12 protein-coding genes are annotated in these 17,917 nt (G+C 68.4%); 5 read left to right on the forward strand and 7 right to left on the reverse strand.

Going from position 1 to position 17,917, the window contains the following annotated elements; all coding sequences use genetic code 11:
- Position 1: 1 nt before the first annotated feature.
- The 5 genes from prmB to dapC form a co-directional block, all read right to left on the reverse strand.
- The gene (gene prmB, locus GEM_RS06995) at positions 2 to 910 is read right to left on the reverse strand and encodes a 50S ribosomal protein L3 N(5)-glutamine methyltransferase (RefSeq protein WP_014896720.1); all 909 of its coding nucleotides are present in this window, start codon (positions 908 to 910) and stop codon (positions 2 to 4) included.
- An 11-nt stretch (positions 911 to 921) separates the two neighbouring features.
- On the reverse strand, positions 922 to 2,061 hold the full coding sequence (gene dapE, locus GEM_RS07000; RefSeq protein ID WP_014896721.1) for a succinyl-diaminopimelate desuccinylase: 1,140 nt from the start codon (positions 2,059 to 2,061) through the stop codon (positions 922 to 924).
- Between the two features lie 90 nt (positions 2,062 to 2,151).
- On the reverse strand, positions 2,152 to 2,520 hold the full coding sequence (locus tag GEM_RS07005; RefSeq protein ID WP_014896722.1) for an ArsC family reductase: 369 nt from the start codon (positions 2,518 to 2,520) through the stop codon (positions 2,152 to 2,154).
- Positions 2,520 to 3,347 (reverse strand): 2,3,4,5-tetrahydropyridine-2,6-dicarboxylate N-succinyltransferase, encoded by an 828-nt coding sequence (gene dapD, locus GEM_RS07010; RefSeq protein ID WP_014896723.1) that lies wholly within the window; start codon positions 3,345 to 3,347, stop codon positions 2,520 to 2,522. The genes GEM_RS07005 and dapD overlap by 1 nt, the downstream gene beginning before the upstream one ends.
- A 44-nt stretch (positions 3,348 to 3,391) precedes the next feature.
- Positions 3,392 to 4,639: a succinyldiaminopimelate transaminase gene (dapC, locus tag GEM_RS07015; RefSeq protein WP_014896724.1), complete on the reverse strand. Its 1,248-nt coding sequence runs from the start codon at positions 4,637 to 4,639 to the stop codon at positions 3,392 to 3,394.
- Between the two features lie 159 nt (positions 4,640 to 4,798).
- On the opposite strand from dapC, the gene GEM_RS07020 reads away from it, so the two are divergent.
- The 5 genes from GEM_RS07020 (at position 4,799) to def (ending at position 13,556) form a co-directional block, all read left to right on the forward strand.
- The gene (locus GEM_RS07020; RefSeq protein WP_014896725.1) at positions 4,799 to 5,740 is read left to right on the forward strand and encodes a DMT family transporter; all 942 of its coding nucleotides are present in this window, start codon (positions 4,799 to 4,801) and stop codon (positions 5,738 to 5,740) included.
- 139 nt (positions 5,741 to 5,879) lie between these two features.
- Positions 5,880 to 9,392, forward strand: coding sequence for a chromosome segregation protein SMC (smc, locus tag GEM_RS07025; RefSeq protein WP_014896726.1), 3,513 nt, complete (start codon positions 5,880 to 5,882; stop codon positions 9,390 to 9,392).
- A gap of 85 nt (positions 9,393 to 9,477) precedes the next feature.
- Positions 9,478 to 10,785 carry a cell division protein ZipA C-terminal FtsZ-binding domain-containing protein gene (locus tag GEM_RS07030; protein WP_014896727.1) on the forward strand — a complete coding sequence of 436 codons (1,308 nt, stop codon included), beginning with the start codon at positions 9,478 to 9,480 and terminating at the stop codon, positions 10,783 to 10,785.
- Between the two features lie 165 nt (positions 10,786 to 10,950).
- A complete protein-coding gene (ligA, locus tag GEM_RS07035) occupies positions 10,951 to 13,026 on the forward strand; it encodes an NAD-dependent DNA ligase LigA (protein WP_014896728.1) in 2,076 nt (691 codons plus the stop codon).
- Positions 13,023 to 13,556: a peptide deformylase gene (def, locus tag GEM_RS07040; RefSeq protein WP_014896729.1), complete on the forward strand. Its 534-nt coding sequence runs from the start codon at positions 13,023 to 13,025 to the stop codon at positions 13,554 to 13,556. The genes ligA and def overlap by 4 nt, the downstream gene beginning before the upstream one ends.
- 118 nt (positions 13,557 to 13,674) lie before the next feature.
- On the opposite strand, the gene GEM_RS29630 is transcribed toward def, so the two are convergent.
- Complete coding sequence (locus tag GEM_RS29630; RefSeq protein ID WP_014896730.1) at positions 13,675 to 15,309, reverse strand: pseudouridine synthase; 1,635 nt, start codon at positions 15,307 to 15,309, stop codon at positions 13,675 to 13,677.
- 16 nt (positions 15,310 to 15,325) lie between these two features.
- Positions 15,326 to 17,902, reverse strand: a complete 2,577-nt coding sequence (locus tag GEM_RS07050) for a [protein-PII] uridylyltransferase (RefSeq protein WP_014896731.1) — start codon at positions 17,900 to 17,902, stop codon at positions 15,326 to 15,328.
- Positions 17,903 to 17,917: the final 15 nt, after the last annotated feature.

The raw sequence follows: 17,917 nt of genomic DNA on the forward strand, positions 1-17,917 counted from the left end.
CTCAGCCCTTGCGCGGCAGGTCGGATGCCTGGATCAGGAACACGTTGTCGTCGCCCGCGCTGGTGGGCAGCCACGTGAGGTCGAGGCCGCCGAACGCGGCTTCGACGTGCTCGCGCTCGTTGCCGATCTCGACGACGAGCACGCCGTCGTTGTGCAGCCACTTGTGCGCATCCGCGATGATCCGTCGCACGATGTCCATCCCGTCGTCGCCGCCGGCGAGCGCCATCTCCGGCTCGTGCCGGTACTCGGGCGGCAGCGCGGCCATCGACGCCGCATTCACGTACGGCGGGTTGGTCAGGATCACGTCGTAGCGTGCGCCGGGGGCGGTGCGGAACGCGGGCAGCGGCGCGTAGAGGTCGCCGTGATGCAGCGTGACGCGATCCTCGAGGCCGTAGTCGCGCACGTTGATCTCGGCGACTTCGAGTGCCTTGTCGGACAGGTCGACCGCGTCGATCTCGGCGTTCGGGAACGCGCTGGCCGCGAGGATCGCGAGGCAGCCGGAGCCGGTGCACAGTTCGAGCACCGCGCCGACCTGCTCGGGGTCGGCGACATACGGCTGCAGCCCGTCGTCGAGCAGCTCGCCGATGAACGAGCGCGGCACGATCACGCGCTCGTCGACATAGAAGCGGTGGCCGTGCATCCACGCTTCGTGTGTGAGATACGCGGCCGGCACGCGATCCGTCGCGCGTCGTTCGATCACCGCGAGCACGGCCCCGATTTCGTCCGGCAGCAGGCGCGCATCGAGGAACGGCTCGAGCGTGTCGAGCGGCAGGTCGAGCGTATGCAGCACGAGGTAGGCGGCTTCGTCGTACGCGTTGTCGGAGCCGTGGCCGAACGCGAGCTTTGCCTTCGAGAAGCGCGTGACTGCATAGCGCAGCAGGTCGCGAACTGTTGCAAAAGGTGTCGTCATGCGAGGCTCCATCAGGCGATCAGTTGTTCGAGTACGCGGCGGTACACGTTCTTCAGCGGGTCGACGAAGCGCACGTCGATGTGCTCGTCGATCTTGTGGATGCTGCCGTTCGGCGGGCCGAACTCGATCACCTGCGGGCAGATGCGTGCGATGAAGCGCCCGTCGGACGTGCCGCCCGTCGTCGACAGTTCGGTCGTGATGCCGGTCTCGGCACGGATCGCGTTCTCCAGCGCGTTCGACAGGTCGCCGCGCGGCGTGAGGAACGGCAGGCCGCTCACCGACCACTTCAGCGCGTACTCGAGGCCGTGCTTGTCGAGGATCGCATGCACGCGGGCCTGCAGGCCCTCGACGGTGCTCGCCGTCGAAAAGCGGAAGTTGAACATCAGGTCCGCGTGGCCGGGGATCACGTTGGTCGCGCCGGTGCCCGCGTGCAGGTTCGACACCTGCCAGGTGGTCGGCGGGAAGTATTCGTTGCCTTCGTCCCACTGTTCGGCGGCGAGCTCGGCGAGCGCCGGCGCGAGCAGGTGGATCGGGTTCTTCGCGAGGTGCGGGTAGGCGATGTGGCCCTGCACGCCCTTGACGACCAGTTCACCCGACATGGAGCCGCGGCGGCCGTTCTTCACGACATCGCCGAGTTCGGCGGTCGAGGTCGGTTCGCCGACGATGCAGTAGTCGAGGCGTTCGCCGCGTGCTTCGAGCAGCTCGACGACCTTCACGGTGCCGTCGGTGGCCGGGCCTTCCTCGTCGCTCGTGATCAGGAACGCGATCGCGCCGCGGTGGCCGGGGTGGGCCGCGACGAATTCCTCGGACGCGACGACGAACGCCGCGAGCGACGTCTTCATGTCGGCCGCGCCGCGGCCGTACAGCTTGCCGTCGCGATGGGCGGGAATGAACGGCGGCGAGGTCCACTGCTCGAGCGGGCCGGTCGGCACGACGTCGGTGTGGCCCGCGAACGCGAGCAGCTTGCCGTCGCGGCCGTCGGCGCCGCGCTTGACGGCCCACAGGTTGGTCACGCCGTGCGACGCGATGGTCTCGCATTCGAAGCCGAGTGCGGCGAGCCGCTCGGTCATGATCTGCTGGCAGTGCTGGTCGTCGGGCGTGACGGACGCGCGGGCGATCAGCTGTTCGGTAAGGGCTAGGGTGGCGGACATGGTTCGGACCACTTTCGATAAAAAATGCCGGCGCGGTGGCCGGCAGCGATGAGACGTCGAGCCGCGCCAGCGGGCGCGGCGCGGGCGGCCCTAGGCGGCAAACAGCGCCGCGTACTGATCGGCCACGAAGCCGAGCGATTTCACGCGGCCGTTGACGACGAGCACGGGACGCTTGATGACCGACGGCTTGTGGATCATCAGCGCGACCGCGCCGGTCTTCGTTTCGGCGGCCGCCTTCATGGCGTCGTCCAGGCCGCGCCATGTGGTGCCGCGCTTGTTGACGAGCGCGTCGAGCGACACGTCCTTCAGCCAGTCTTCGACCAGCGGTGCGCTGACGCCGAGCTTCTTGAAGTCGTGGAACTCGAACTCGACGCCGTGATCGTCGAGCCACACGCGGGCCTTCTTCACGGTGTCGCAGTTCGGAATACCGTAGACGACCACGGTGTGCGGCTTGGCCATCAGTCGCCTCGCAGCAGCTCGTTCAGGCCGACCTTTGCGCGGGTCTTCGCGTCGACCTTCTTCACGATCACCGCGCAGTACAGGCTGTGCGAGCCGTCCTTCGACGGCAGGTTGCCGGCCACGACGACCGAGCCGGCCGGGATGCGGCCGTAGCTGACTTCGCCCGTTTCGCGATCGTAGATCTTCGTGCTCTGGCCGAGGTACACGCCCATCGAGATCACCGAATTCTCTTCGACGATCACGCCTTCGACGACTTCCGAACGCGCGCCGATGAAGCAGTTGTCTTCGATGATGACGGGGTTCGCCTGCAGCGGCTCGAGCACGCCGCCGATGCCGACGCCGCCCGACAGGTGCACGTTCTTGCCGATCTGCGCGCACGAACCGACCGTCGCCCACGTGTCGACCATCGTGCCTTCGTCGACGTATGCGCCGATGTTGGTGTACGACGGCATCAGCACGACGTTCTTCGCGATGAACGAGCCGCGGCGCGCGATGGCCGGCGGCACGACGCGGAAGCCGCCCGCGGCGAAATCTTCAGCCGTGTAGTTCGCGAACTTCGACGGCACCTTGTCGTAGAACTGCGAGTAGCCGCCGGCGGGCATCGGCGCGTTGTCCTCCAGGCGGAACGACAGCAGTACGGCCTTCTTCAGCCACTGGTGCACGGTCCAGTTGCCGTCGATCTTCTCGGCAACGCGCAGCGCGCCCTTGTCGAGCTGCTCGATCGCGTGCGCGACGGCTTCGCGGACGTCGGCCGGTGCGGCCTTCGGCGACAGCTCGGCACGGTTGTCCCAGGCGGTATCGATGATTTGCTGAAGTTGTTGCGACATGTTCGTTTTCGCAGGAGATTGGATGGAATTGATCGGATGGACGATTACCGCGCGAGAGACCGGCAGAAATCGACGATGCGTTGCGCGCCCTCGACGCATTCGGGGGTGCCCGCGACGAGCGCGATCCGGATGAAATCGCGGCCCGGATTGGTGCCGTGCGCGTCGCGCGCCAGGTACGAGCCGGGCAGAACCGTAACATTATAGTCGGCGTACAGGCGGCGGGCGAACTCGGTGTCCGACAGGCCGGTGCGCGCGACGTTGGCCCACAGGTAGAACGCGGCGTCGGGCAGCTTCACGTCGATCACGTCGGCCAGCATCGGCGTGACCGTATTGAACTTCTGCACATACAGCGCGCGGTTCTCGCGCACGTGCGCCTCGTCGTTCCACGCGGCGATGCTTGCGTGCTGCCAGACGGGCGACAGCGCGGCGCCGTGGTACGTGCGGTACAGCAGGAATTTCTTCAGCAGCGCGGCGTCGCCGGCGACGAAGCCCGAGCGCATGCCCGGCACGTTCGAGCGCTTCGACAGGCTCGACAGCATCACGAGGCGCTCGAAGCCGCGGCCGAGGCGGTGCGCGGCCTCGAGGCCGCCGAGCGGCGGCGCCGCTTCGTCGAAATAGATCTCCGAATAGCATTCGTCGGCCGCGATCACGAAGCCGTGGCGGTCGGACAGCGCGAACAGTTCGCGCCAGTCGTCAAGCGTCAGCACGGCGCCCGTCGGGTTGCCCGGCGAGCACACGTACAGCAGCTGGGTGCGCGCCCAGACTTCGTCGGGCACGGCCGCGTAGTCGCACGCGAAGTTGCGGGCCGGGTCGCTGTTCGCGAAATAGGGTTCGGCACCGGCCAACAGCGCCGCGCCTTCGTAAATTTGATAGAAAGGATTCGGACAGAGTACGATCGCCTTCTTGCCGTCGTCGGTCGGGCGCGCGTCGATCACCGTCTGCGCGAGCGAGAACAGCGCCTCGCGCGATCCCGACACGGGCAGCACCTGAGTGGCCGGATCGATCGCCGGCAGCCCGTAGCGGCGTTCGAGCCAGTGGGCGATCGACGTGCGCAGCGCGTCCGAGCCGGCCGTGGCCGGGTACGACGCCAGGCCGTCGAGCGCGGCCACCACGGCGTCGCGGATCAGTGCCGGGGTCGGGTGCTTGGGCTCGCCGATGCCGAAGCTGATCGGTTTCAGGCTGCCGGAGGGCGCACCGGCAGCGGGCGTCACGTCCTTGAACAGGGCGCGCAGCTTTTCGAAGGGATAGGGCTGGAGCGAGTCGAGTCGAGGGTTCACGGGCAAGGCGGCCATCGCGGCCGGTTGGAGCGAAAGGAGCGGCGGACGTGCCGCACGGTTGCGAACGGGCGCCGACGGCGCGCGGGTCGCAACGGACGATTATAGCGTGACGCAATGCGGTCACGGCCCGCCGGAACGGCGGCCGGGCCGGTCGAATAAAGGGTATCGAAGCAAATGAATAACGCGGTACGCGGCAGCCTGCCGACGCTGGCCATCCTGATCGGCGCTTCGGTATGGGGCCTGATCTGGTATCCGCTGCGGATCCTCGCGTCGCTCGGGCTGACGGGCACGCTCGCGAGCGCGCTGACGAGCGCCGTCGCATTCCTGTTCGTGGTCGTCGTGCGCCACCGCACGATCGCGACGCTGCGCTGGCACTGGGTGCTGCCGGGCATCGCGATCACGGCCGGCGTGACGAACCTCGGCTTCGTGTGGGGCACGATCCACGGTGAAGTGCTGCGCGTGATGCTGCTGTTCTACCTGACCCCGGCATGGACCGCGATCTACGCGCATTTCCTGCTGCGCGAGCGGCTGACCTGGGCCGGCGCGGGGCTCGCGGCGCTGTCGATCGGCGGCGCGATGCTGATGCTGTGGTCGCCGAAGCTCGGCATGCCGCTGCCGGCCAATCCGGCCGAATGGGCGGGGCTCGCGGCCGGGCTGAGTTTCGCGATGAGCAACGTGCTGGTGATCAAGGCGAGCCGCGAGCTGCCGCAGATGCGTGCGGAAATGCGCACCGCGACGCTGTTCGGCGGCGCGGCGGTGTTCGGCGCGGTCGCATCGCTGTTCGAGGGGCTGCCGGCCGCGCCGGCCAGCGGCCAGCTCGGCGTCGCCGCCCTGATCATCGTCGCGATCGGCGTGACGATCGCGGTGAACAACCTGCTCGTGCAGTACGGGCTGGCGCGCGTGCCGGCGAACCGCGCGTCGATCATCATGCTGTTCGAGATCGTGATCACCGCGCTGTCCGCGTGGGTGTTCGCGAGCGAACTGCCGACGGCGCGCGAGTGGGCGGGCGGTGCGTGCATCGTGCTGGCGACGCTGCTGTCGAGCCGGGTCCATCGTGCCGCGCCGGCATCGGGCAAACCTGGCGACGGGCGGGACGGCGCACGCGCGATGGTATGATGGAAGCCGTTTGCGGGGCCCAACGCTGGATGCGCGCGGCCCCGCTTTTGAATTCCGGGGCGCGTCGCGCACACGGGCCGTCCGGCCCCGCGCATCGCGGCCCCGTCCGTTTCACACCTTCTTCACATCCGATACCGCCGTGCGTCTGAGCTCGATCAAACTCGCTGGCTTCAAATCCTTTGTCGATCCCACGCATTTCCAGGTTCCGGGCCAGCTTGTCGGCGTGGTGGGCCCGAACGGGTGCGGCAAGTCCAACATCATCGATGCCGTGCGCTGGGTGCTCGGCGAGTCGCGCGCGTCCGAGCTGCGCGGCGAGTCGATGCAGGACGTGATCTTCAACGGCTCGACCGCCCGCAAGCCCGGCAGCCGGGCCAGCGTCGAGCTGATCTTCGACAACTCCGACGGCCGCGCGGCCGGCCAGTGGGGCCAGTACGGCGAGATTGCCGTGAAGCGCGTGCTGACGCGCGACGGCACGTCGAGCTACTACATCAACAACCTGCCGGCGCGCCGCCGCGACATCCAGGACATCTTCCTCGGCACGGGCCTTGGGCCCCGTGCGTACGCGATCATCGGGCAGGGCATGATCGCGCGGATCATCGAGGCGAAGCCGGAAGAGCTGCGCGTGTTCCTCGAGGAAGCCGCGGGCGTGTCGAAGTACAAGGAACGCCGCCGCGAAACCGAGAACCGTCTGCACGACACGCGCGAGAACCTGACGCGCGTCGAAGACATCGTCCGCGAACTCGGCGCGAACCTCGAGAAGCTCGAGGCGCAGGCGGTCGTCGCGACCAAGTACAAGGAACTCGTCGCCGACGGCGAGGAGAAGCAGCGCCTGTTGTGGCTGCTGCGCAAGAACGAGGCCGCGGGCGAGCAGCAGAAGCAGCAGCGCGCGATCGAGCAGGCGCAGATCGACCTCGAGGCGCAGACGGCAAAGCTGCGCGAGGTCGAGTCGCAGCTCGAGACGCTGCGGGTCGCGCATTACTCGGCGAGCGACGCGATGCAGGGCGCGCAGGGTGCGCTCTACGAGGCGAATGCCGAAGTGAGCCGCCTCGAGGCCGAGATCAAGTTCATCGTCGAATCGCGCAATCGCGTGCAGGCGCAGATCGCCGCATTGAACGCGCAGCGCGAGCAATGGCGTGCGCAGGCCGAGAAGGCGCAGGACGAGCTCGAGGACGCCGAAGAGGCGCGCGCGATGGCCGACGAGAAGGCCGCGCTCGCCGAGGACAATGCGGCCGCGAAGCACGACGCGCTGCCGGCGCTCGAAGCGAAGTGGCGCGACGCGCAGGCGCAGCTCAACGACGAGCGCGCGCGGATCGCGCAGACCGAACAGTCGCTGAAGCTCGAAGCCGCGCACCAGCGCAATGCCGACCAGCAGCTCCAGCAGCTTCAGCAGCGCCACGAGCGCCTGAAGTCCGAGGCGGGCGGGCTCGACGCACCGGACGAGGCGCAGCTCGAAGAGTTGCGCATGCAGCTCGCCGAGCAGGAAGAGATCCTCGCCGAAGCGCAGGCACGCCTTACCGATGCACAGGAAACGGTGCCGCGCCTCGACGGCGAACGCCGTGCGGCACAGGAGCGCGTGCAGGCCGAAAGCGCACAGATCCACCAGCTCGAGGCACGGCTCGCCGCGCTCAAGCAGCTGCAGGAGAACGTGCAGACCGAAGGCAAGATCCAGCCGTGGCTCGACAAGCACGAACTCGGCGCGCTGCCGCGTCTGTGGAAGAAGCTGCACGTCGAACCGGGCTGGGAAGCGGCGCTCGAGGCGGTGCTGCGCGAGCGCCTCGCCGCGCTCGAAGTGTCGAATCTCGACTGGGTGAAGGCGTTCGCGACCGACGCGCCGCCCGCGAAGCTCGCGTTCTACGCGCCGCCCGCGGCGGGTGAGGCGCCTGCCGTCGCGGCCGGGCTGCGCCCGGTGCTGTCGCTCCTGCGCATCGACGATGCGGGCATCCGCGCGGTGCTGAATGACTGGCTCGGCAACGTGTATGTCGCCGACGACGTCGCGCAGGCGCTCGCGACGCGCGCGCAACTGCCGGCGGGCGGCGCGTTCGTCGTCAAGGCCGGCCACATCGTCACGCGGGTCGGCGTGCAACTGTACGCGGCCGATTCGGAACAGGCCGGGATGCTGGCCCGCCAGCAGGAAATCGAGAACCTGTCGCGCCAGGTGCGCGCGCAGGCGCTGCTTGCCGACGAGGCCCGGACGGCCGCCGTGCGGGCGGAAGCCGCGCACACGCAGGCCACGCAGGCGCTCGGCGACGTGCGCGCGCAGGCCGAACGCGCGACGCAGCGCGTGCATGCGTTGCAGATGGACGTGCTGAAGCTCGCGCAGGCGCATGAACGCTACACGCAGCGCAGCACGCAGATCCGCGAGGAGCTCGAGGAAATCGGCGCGCAGATCGACGAGCAGCGCGCACTGCGCGCGGAATCGGAAGCGAACTTCGAGCGCTTCGATGGCGAGCTCGCGGAACTGCAGGCGCGCTTCGAGGACAACCAGCTCGCGTTCGAAGCGCTCGACGAATCGCTGACGCAGGCGCGCCAGGAAGCCCGCGACCTCGAGCGCGGCGCGAACGACGCGCGCTTCGCCGCGCGCAATGCTGTCACGCGGATCGACGAGCTCAAGCGCAGCATCCAGGTCGCGCACGAGCAGAGCGAACGCGTCGCGGCGTCGCTGGAGGACGCGCGCGCCGAACTCGAGACGATCAACGAGCAGACCGCGCACACGGGCTTGCAGGACGCGCTCGAAATTCGCGCGGTGAAGGAAGAGGCGCTGCAGGCCGCGCGGATCGAACTCGACGACCTGACCGCGAAGCTGCGCGCCTCGGACGAGCAGCGTCTCGTGGCCGAGCGCTCGCTGCAGCCGCTGCGCGACCGCATCACCGAATTGCAGCTGAAGGAGCAGGCCGCGCGCCTGTCCGTCGAGCAGTTCGCCGAGCAGCTCGCGACGGCCGAGGTCGACGAGGCCGCGCTGTCCGCGAAGCTGACGGCGGACCTGAAGCCGTCGTACCTGCAGGGCGAAGTCACGCGCCTGAACAACGCGATCAACGCGCTCGGCCCGGTGAACATGGCCGCGCTCGACGAACTGAAGGCCGCCAGCGAGCGCAAGGTGTTCCTCGATGCGCAGTCGGCCGACCTGATCGACGCGATCACGACGCTCGAGGACGCGATCCACAAGATCGACCAGGAAACCCGCACGTTGCTGCAGGGCACCTTCGACGAGGTCAACCGTCACTTCAGCGACCTGTTCCCGCGGCTGTTCGGCGGCGGCCAGGCGAAGCTGATCATGACGGGCGACGAAATCCTCGATGCCGGCGTGCAGGTGATGGCGCAGCCGCCCGGCAAGAAGAACGCGACCATCCACCTGCTGTCGGGTGGCGAAAAGGCGCTGACCGCCACCGCACTGGTGTTCGCGATGTTCCAGTTGAACCCGGCGCCGTTCTGTCTGCTCGACGAGGTCGACGCGCCGCTCGACGACGCGAACACCGAGCGTTTCGCGAATCTCGTGCGCGCGATGTCCGACAAGACGCAGTTCCTGTTCATCTCGCACAACAAGATCGCGATGGAGATGGCGCAACAGCTGATCGGCGTGACGATGCAGGAGCAGGGCGTGTCGCGGATCGTCGCGGTGGACATGGAAACCGCCGCGGGTTTTGCCCAGAATTGACGTTTGACGAAACCGGACCGCGTTCGCGCGGCGCATGGGCGCCCGTTCGCGGATCCGTCGAAAAAGAATTGCTGATGGAGCGTGCATGGACGAGTTGACACTCGGTTTGATCGGCGCGGGCGCCGTCGTGGTGGGCGGCGTCGTGGTCTACAACGCGTGGCAGGGCGCGAAGGTGCGGCGCAGGATGCCGCGCCCGATGCCGGAGGAAGCGGCCGAGGCGATGAATCGCCCCGAGCGCGACGATGAACTGCCGTTCATCGAGCCGGTGCGCCAGCCTGCGCGCCGCGAGCCCGCGGCGCCCGCAGCGGCGCCGGCGGCCGCCCCGAGCGCGCCGGTCGAAGCTGCGCGCGTCGAGCCGACCTTCGGCGGCGCGGCGCCTGCCGACATGCCGGCCGATCTGCAGGCCGAGGCTACCGGGGTCGACACGCCGCTGGAGTTGAACGGGTCGACCGAGCAAGCCGTCGCCGACGGGGCGGTAGCCGCTGCGCAGGAAGCGCCGGCCGCCGCTGCGCCGAACGAACCGGCCGAACCGGCTGAACCCGTGCTGCCGGCCGCGACGACGATTTCGTCGGCGCCTCCGGCGATCGTCGACCGCCGGATCGACTGCATCGTGCCGATTCGCCTCGGTGCGTCTCTGCCGGGCGACAAGATCCTGCCGGCCGCGCAGCGGCTGCGCCGCGCAGGCAGCAAGCCCGTGCATATCGAAGGCAAGCCGGAGGGCGGCCAGTGGGAGCTGCTGCAGAACGGCGTGCGCTATGAAGAGCTGCGCGCGGCCGCGCAGCTCGCGAACCGCAGCGGCGCGCTGAACGAGCTCGAGTTCTCCGAGTTCGTCACGGGCGTCCAGCAGTTCGCCGACACGATCGACGGCGCACCGGAATTCCCGGACATGATGGAGACGGTCGCGATGGCGCGCGAACTCGACGCCTTCGCCGCGCAGTGCGACGCACAACTGTCGATCAACGTGATGTCGGACGGCGCGCCGTGGTCGGCGAACTACGTGCAGGCCATCGCATCGCAGGACGGGCTGCTGCTGTCGCGCGACGGCACGCGTTTCGTGAAGCTCGACGCGAAGCAGAACCCGGTGTTCATGCTGCAGTTCGGCGACACGAACTTCCTGCGCGACGACCTGACGTACAAGGGCGGCAACATGATCACGCTGGTGCTCGACGTGCCCGTTGCCGAAGAGGACATCCTGCCGTTCCGGCTGATGTGCGACTACGCGAAGTCGCTGTCCGAGCGGATCGGTGCGCGGGTCGTCGACGATTCGCGCCGGCCGCTGCCGGAATCGACCCTGGTCGCGATCGACCAGCAACTGATGAAGCTGTACGCGAAGCTCGAGGAAGCGGGCATCCCGGCCGGTTCGCCGGTCACGCGCCGCCTCTTCAGCCAGTAACGCGCCTCCCGGGCGGCGGCCTTCGGCGCGGCCGCCCGTCGTTGCAGCGCACCCATGCCCGGGTGCGCTGCAACGGGCCTGCGCGGCACGCATCGCGTGCCCCCGCTGCGGCGTCAAACTGAGATAATCGGGCATCCGATTTTTCAGAACGAATCTGCCGCCAGCATGGCCCGAACCCAAGCCGAACCGCCAGCCAGCCAGCCCGACGCGCGCGTCGCGTGGCTGCGCGACCAACTCGAGCGGGCGAACCACGCCTATTACGTGCTCGACCAGCCGGATCTGCCCGACGCCGAATACGACCGCCTGTTCGGCGAGCTGCAGCAGCTCGAAACCGACCATCCCGAACTCGTGACGCCCGATTCGCCGACCCAGCGCGTCGGCGGCGAAGTGGCAAACGGTTTCACGCCGGTCGTCCACGACGCGCCGATGCTGTCGCTGAACAACGGCTTCGCCGACGAGGACATCGCCGCGTTCGACAAGCGCATCGCCGATGCGCTCGACAAGACGATCGACCTCGCCGGCTCCGTGACGGACCCGGTCGAGTACGCGTGCGAACTGAAGTTCGACGGGCTCGCGATCTCGCTGCGCTACGAGCAGGGCGTGTTCGTGCAGGCGTCGACGCGCGGCGACGGCACCACCGGCGAGGACGTGACGGAGAACGTCCGCACGATCCGCTCGATTCCGCTCAAGCTGAAGGGCGCGCACGTGCCGGCGGTGCTCGACGTGCGCGGCGAGGTACTGATGTTCAAGCGCGATTTCGCACGCCTGAACGAACGCCAGCGCGCGGCCGAGCAGCGCGAATTCGCGAATCCGCGCAACGCGGCGGCCGGCAGCCTGCGCCAGCTCGACCCGAAGATCACCGCGCAGCGTCCGCTGTCGTTCTTCGCGTACGGGATCGGCATGCTCGACGGGATGCCGATGCCCGATACGCACAGCGCGTTGCTCGACTGGTACGAGTCGCTCGGCCTGCCGGTGAACCGCGAGCGTGCGATCGTGCACGGCGCAGAAGGCTTGCTCGGTTTCTTCCGCAAGGTCGGTGAGAAGCGCGAGTCGCTGCCGTACGACATCGACGGCGTCGTCTACAAGGTGAACCGGCGCGACGAGCAGGACCGCCTCGGCTTCGTGTCGCGCGCGCCGCGCTTTGCGCTCGCGCACAAGTTCCCCGCGCAGGAAGCGCTGACGAAGCTCGTCGCGATCGACGTGCAGGTCGGCCGCACGGGCGCGATCACGCCGGTCGCGCGGCTCGAGCCCGTGTTCGTCGGCGGTGCGACGGTGACCAACGCGACGCTGCACAACGAGGACGAAGTCCGCCGCAAGGACATCCGGATCGGCGATACCGTGATCGTCCGGCGGGCGGGCGACGTGATCCCCGAGGTCGTCGGCGCGCTGCTCGATCGCCGGCCGGACGACGCGGCCGAGTTCGTGATGCCGACCGAGTGCCCGGTGTGCGGCTCGAAGATCGAGCGCCTGCCGGACGAGGCGATCGCGCGCTGCACGGGCGGCCTGTTCTGTCCGGCGCAGCGCAAGCAGGCGCTGTGGCATTTCGCGCAGCGCCGTGCGCTCGACATCGACGGGCTCGGCGAGAAGATCATCGACCAGCTCGTCGAGCTGAACCTCGTGCGCACGCCGGCCGACCTGTTCAATCTCGGTTTCGCGACGCTCGCGGAACTCGACCGGTTCGCCGAGAAATCCGCGCAGAACCTGCTCGACTCGCTCGAGAAGGCGAAGCACACGACGCTCGCGCGCTTCATCTACGGGCTCGGGATCCGCCATGTCGGCGAATCGACCGCGAAGGATCTCGCGAAGCATTTCGGGTCGCTGACCCCGATCATGGACGCGTCGATCGAGGAACTGCTCGAAGTGAACGACGTCGGGCCGATCGTCGCCGAGTCGCTTCATCAGTTCTTCGCGGAAGAGCACAACCGGACCGTGATCGAGCAGTTGCGCGCACCCGGCAAGGTCACGTGGCCGGAAGGCCCGCCCGCGCCGAAGGCGCCGCAGGGCGTGCTGGCCGGCAAGACGGTCGTGCTGACGGGCACGCTGCCTACGCTCACGCGCGACGCGGCGAAAGAGATGCTCGAAGCGGCGGGCGCGAAAGTCGCGGGCTCGGTATCGAAGAAGACGGATTACGTGGTCGCGGGCGCCGAAGCCGGCAGCAAGCTCGTGAAGGCCGAGGAACTCGGCATCCCCGTATTGGACGAAGACGGACTGCACCAGCTCCTGGAGGGTAATACGCCATGATTCGCGAGATCCTGAAGATGGGCGATCCGCGCCTGCTCGAAGTCGCCAAACCGGTCGAGCGGTTCGACACGCCGGAACTGCACGAGATCGTCGCGGACATGTTCGAGACGATGCATCACGCGAACGGCGCGGGGCTCGCCGCGCCGCAGATCGGCCTCGGGCTGCAGATCATCATCTTCGGCTTCGGCAGCAACAACCGCTATCCGGAAGCGCCGCCCGTGCCCGAGACCGTGCTGATCAACCCGAAGCTCGAGTACATGCCGCCGGACATGGAAGAGGGCTGGGAGGGCTGCCTGTCGGTGCCGGGCATGCGCGGCGTCGTCAGCCGCTACGCGAAGGTGCGCTACAGCGGCTTCGACCAGTTCGGTGCGAAGATCGACCGCGTCGCGGAAGGCTTCCACGCGCGGGTCGTCCAGCATGAATACGATCACCTGATCGGCAAGCTGTATCCGATGCGCATCACCGATTTCACGCGCTTCGGCTTCACCGAGGTGCTGTTCCCGGGGCTCGATTCGACCGACGACGACTGATCGGCACGCGGATGCCCGCGCGGCGTGACGCGCCGTCGTAGTGCCGGAATGTACCGGAAATGAAAAAGCCCGCTTGCGCGGGCTTTTTCGTTGCATGGCACGCTGCGCGTGCCCGCGGTCAGAACGATTCGTCGGCCGACAGATAGCGCCATTGCCCTTGCGGCAGCGCGCCCAGCATCACGCGGCCCATCCGCACGCGCTTCAGGCCGATCACTTCGAGGCCGACCAGCTCGCACATGCGACGGATCTGGCGCTTCTTGCCTTCGCGCAGCACGAAACGCAACTGCTCGCCGTTCTGCCAGCTCACCATCGCGGGCTTCAGCGCGACGCCGTCGAGTTCGAGCCCGTGGCGCAGCTTCGCGAGCGATTCCGCGGGGAAATGCTGGTCGATGTCGATCAGCATTTCGCCGAAGCGCACGCGCACCAGGTACTCCTTGTCGATGTCCGACTGTTCGCCGATCAGTTGCTTCGCGATCCGGCCGTTCTGCGTCAGCACGAGCAGGCCGGTCGAATCGATGTCGAGCCGGCCGGCCGGCGCGAGCGCGTGCAGATGCTGCGGCGAGAAGCGCATTGGCGAACGGTCGCCGCTCCACTGGTTGGCGCGCGTGATCAGCACCGACGCCGGCTCGTAGCCGTCTTCTGCCTGACCCGACACATAGCCGACCGGCTTGTGCAGCAGGATCGTCACCTGCGCGGCCTGCGCGGCGCTCGCGCGCTCGTCGATCTCGATCTTCTGGTCCGGGCGGACCTTGGTGCCGAGCGTATCGATGCGCTCGCCGTCGACGAGCACCCAGCCCTTTTCGATCCATTCGTCGGCTTCGCGGCGCGAGCACAAGCCGAGCTCGGACATGCGCTTCGACAGGCGCATCAGGCCCGTTTCGTCGCCGTGATCGATGTCGGCGGCGCGGCGCTTGACGGGTTGCGCGGTCTTCAGCGGGGCGCCGGCTGCCTTGTCGCGATAGGGCGCGCGTGCACCGCCTTCGGCGCCTGCGCGGCGCGGTCGTGCATCGTCGTCGCTGCGGCGTGCCGGGCGGTCGCCGAAGCTGCGCTTCGGCGCATCGCCGGTTGCCTTGTCGCGATAGGGCGCACGTGCACCGCCTTCGGCGCCTGCGCGGCGCGGGCGTGCGTCGTCGTCGCGGCGTGCCGGGCGATCGCCGAAGCTGCGCTTCGGCGCATCGCCGGTTGCCTTGTCGCGATAGGGCGCGCGTGCGCCACCTTCGGCACCTGCGCGGCGCGGGCGTGCATCGTCGTCGCTGCGGCGTGCCGGGCGGTCGCCGAAGCTGCGCTTCGGCGCATCGCCGGTTGCCTTGTCGCGATAGGGCGCGCGTGCACCGCCTTCGGCACCTGCGCGGCGCGGGCGTGCATCGTCGTCGCTGCGGCGTGCCGGGCGATCGGCCGGCGGGCGGCGGTCGCCGAAGCTGCGCTTCGCGCCTTCGCCGGCCGCATTGTCGCGATAAGGGGCGCGGCCGCCCGGTTTCGCATCACCGCCGCGATAGCCGCGTTCGGCACCGCCGTCACGCGGAGCGCGCTGCGCCGGCGCGCGATCCGCGCCCGGGCGCTCCGCACCGCGCGGTTTGAATGCGCGTTCACCGGCGGCTGCCGGTGCGGCCGCCTTTTTCGGGCGCGCGGGCTTGTCGGCCGCGGACGGTGCGGCGGGGCGCACCGCCTTGCGGGCGACGAGGCTGCCGGAGCGGACAGGGGCGCGGGTCGGCGACGCCGGCTTCGGATTCTTGACGGTTAATTTGGTGCGCATAAACGCTGTGATTCATTCAGACTGCGATCGCGCGCAGCAATTCGGTTTCGAGCTGGATCTGCAGGCGGTTGTCGGACAGGCCGGCACCGTCGAGCAGGAAGATGTCCTCGACGCGTTCGCCGAGCGTATTGATCCGCGCCGCGTGGACGCCGACCTGATGCTCGGCCAGGACGCGCGCGATCGAATAGAGAAGGCCCGGCCGGTCGTTGGCGGACACGGACAGGATGTAGTACTGGCCGCGCTCGTCGGCCCGGAGGTCGACGCGCGGCGTGATCGGAAACGTCCGGGACAGCCGCGACAGGCGGCCCTTGGACGGCTCCGGCAGCGACGCGGTTTCGGCCAGGCGCGTCGCGAGTTGCTGTTCGACGAGATTCGCGATGTCGCGGTAGCGCACGTCGCGTTCGGTCTGCGTGACGATGAAGTTGTCGAGCGCATAGCCGTGCCGCGTCGTGCTGACGCGCGCATCGAGCACCGACAGCCCGTTGCGGTCGAAGTACGCGCAGATGCCCGCGAACAGGTCGGGGCGGTCCTTCACGTACACGAGTACCTGCAGTGCGTCGCCGATCGGCGACGGCCGCGCACGGACGATCGCGGTCTCGGCGTTCACGTGCCGGTACAGCACGCGCGTCTGCCATGCGATGTCGGCCGCATCGTGGCGCAGGAAGAAACCGATGTCGAGCTGATCCCACAGCGCGCGGTGCGCGTCGTCGGGCACGGTCTCGAGGCGCAGCAGCGCGAGCGCCTGCTCCTGCCGCGATTTCAGTTCCGAATGCGCGTCGGGGTTGGCGCCGCCAAGCACCGCGAGCGTGATGCGGTACAGGTCCTCGAGCAGCTTGCCCTTCCACGTGTTCCACACCTTCGGGCTCGTGCCGCGGATATCGGCGACGGTCAGCAGGTAGAGCGCGGTGAGGTACCGTTCGTTGCCGACGACTTCAGCGAAGCGCTTGATCACTTCCGGATCGCTCGTGTCCTGCTTCTGCGCGACCTGGCTCATCGTCAGGTGATGCTGGACGAGCCACACGATCAGCGCCGCGTCGTCGCCGGTGATCCCGTGCTCGCGGCAGAAGCGCCGCGCGTCGGTCATCCCGAGCGTCGAGTGGTCGCCGCCGCGGCCTTTCGCGATGTCGTGGAACAGCGCCGCGACATACAGTACCCACGGCCGCTCGAAATTACCGATCAGCTGGCTGCAGAACGGGTACTCGTGCGCATGCTCGGCCACCGCAAACCGGCGTATGTTGCGCAACACCATCAGGATGTGCTGGTCGACCGTGTACACGTGGTACAGGTCGTGCTGCATCTGGCCGACGATGCGGCGGAAATTCAGCAGGTAGCGGCCGAGCACGCTCGTCTGGTTCATCAGCCGGAACGCATGCGTGATGCCTTCGGGCTGCTGCAGGATCTGCATGAACGTGCGGCGGTTCTGCGGATCGCGCCGCCACGTGTTGTTCATGATTTCGCGCGAGTTGTACAGCGCGCGCAGCGTGCGGGCGGACAGGCCCTTCACGCCGCGGGTCGTCTCGTACAGCAGGAACGCTTCGAGGATCGCGTCCGGATGGCGCTCGAACACGCCGTCGTCGACGATCTCGAGCATGCCCTGCTTCTCGACGAAGCGATCGGGTGACAGCACGCGCGTGATGCCGCTCGTCGCGGGGAACAGCTGCGCCTCGATGTTCTGGATCAGGATCGTCGCGAGCTGCGTGACGGCTTTCGCGGCCCAGTAGTAGCGGCGCATCAGCTGTTCGCTTGCGCGCTTGGCCTGCGTCGGCCGGTAGCCGAAGCTCTCGGCCGCCTGCGTCTGCAGGTCGAACACGAGCATGTCCTGGCGGCGGCCGGCGATCACGTGCAGCCGCGCGCGCAGCGTCTTCAGGAATCCTTCGTTGCGGCGCAATTCACGCGCCTCGCGCTCGGTGATGAGGCCGCGCGTATCGAGTTCGCGCCAGCTGCTGCCGAAGCCGGCCGCGCGCGCGATCCACAGGATCGTCTGCAGGTCGCGCAGCCCGCCGGGGCTTTCCTTCACGTTCGGCTCGAGGCTGTACGGCGTGTCCTGGAACTTCGCGTGGCGCTGCCGCATCTCGAGCACCTTCGCGGTGAAGAACGCGCGCGCGTCGAGCGCCTCGTGATACCGCACGGTGAAGCGCTCGAACAGTGCGGTGCTGCCGACGATGCGGCGCGCTTCGAGCAGCGAGGTCTGCACCGTGACGTCCTGCGACGCTTCCTCGATGCATTGCGCGACCGTGCGCACGCTGCTGCCGATCTCGAGGCCGAGATCCCACGCCATCCCGATGAAGCGCTCGATGCGCGCGTCGAGCGCCGGGTCGTGCGCATCCGGCAGCAGCACGAGGATGTCGACGTCGGAATGGGGTGCGAGCTCGCCGCGCCCGTAGCCGCCGACGGCGACGAGCGCGAGCGTCGCGGGTAGCCCGCAGTCGTCCCACACGCGCTTGAGCGCTTCGTCGGTGAGTTTCGACAGCGCGTGCATCAGCGACGCGACGTTCGTCGCGCTGCGAAAGCGCTCGAGCATGTCGGTCTTGGCGGCCTTGAATTCGGCGCGCCGCGACAGCGCTTCGGGCGAGGGGGCGGCGTGAGCGCTCATGGGCGGTCGTTCAGG

The sequence above is a fragment of the Burkholderia cepacia GG4 genome, from assembly GCF_000292915.1.
Classification (GTDB): Bacteria; Pseudomonadota; Gammaproteobacteria; order Burkholderiales; family Burkholderiaceae; genus Burkholderia; species Burkholderia cepacia_D.

Excerpts from the sequence above, each read along its gene's own strand:
- prmB (WP_014896720.1), bottom strand. The coding sequence starts at position 910 with ATGACGACACCTTTTGCAACAGTTCGCGACCTGCTGCGCTATGCAGTC.
- dapE (WP_014896721.1), bottom strand. The coding sequence starts at position 2,061 with ATGTCCGCCACCCTAGCCCTTACCGAACAGCTGATCGCCCGCGCGTCC.
- GEM_RS07005 (WP_014896722.1), bottom strand. The coding sequence starts at position 2,520 with ATGGCCAAGCCGCACACCGTGGTCGTCTACGGTATTCCGAACTGCGAC.
- dapD (WP_014896723.1), bottom strand. The coding sequence starts at position 3,347 with ATGTCGCAACAACTTCAGCAAATCATCGATACCGCCTGGGACAACCGT.
- dapC (WP_014896724.1), bottom strand. The coding sequence starts at position 4,639 with ATGGCCGCCTTGCCCGTGAACCCTCGACTCGACTCGCTCCAGCCCTAT.
- GEM_RS07020 (WP_014896725.1), top strand. The coding sequence starts at position 4,799 with ATGAATAACGCGGTACGCGGCAGCCTGCCGACGCTGGCCATCCTGATC.
- GEM_RS07030 (WP_014896727.1), top strand. The coding sequence starts at position 9,478 with ATGGACGAGTTGACACTCGGTTTGATCGGCGCGGGCGCCGTCGTGGTG.
- ligA (WP_014896728.1), top strand. The coding sequence starts at position 10,951 with ATGGCCCGAACCCAAGCCGAACCGCCAGCCAGCCAGCCCGACGCGCGC.
- def (WP_014896729.1), top strand. The coding sequence starts at position 13,023 with ATGATTCGCGAGATCCTGAAGATGGGCGATCCGCGCCTGCTCGAAGTC.
- GEM_RS29630 (WP_014896730.1), bottom strand. The coding sequence starts at position 15,309 with ATGCGCACCAAATTAACCGTCAAGAATCCGAAGCCGGCGTCGCCGACC.
- GEM_RS07050 (WP_014896731.1), bottom strand. The coding sequence starts at position 17,902 with ATGAGCGCTCACGCCGCCCCCTCGCCCGAAGCGCTGTCGCGGCGCGCC.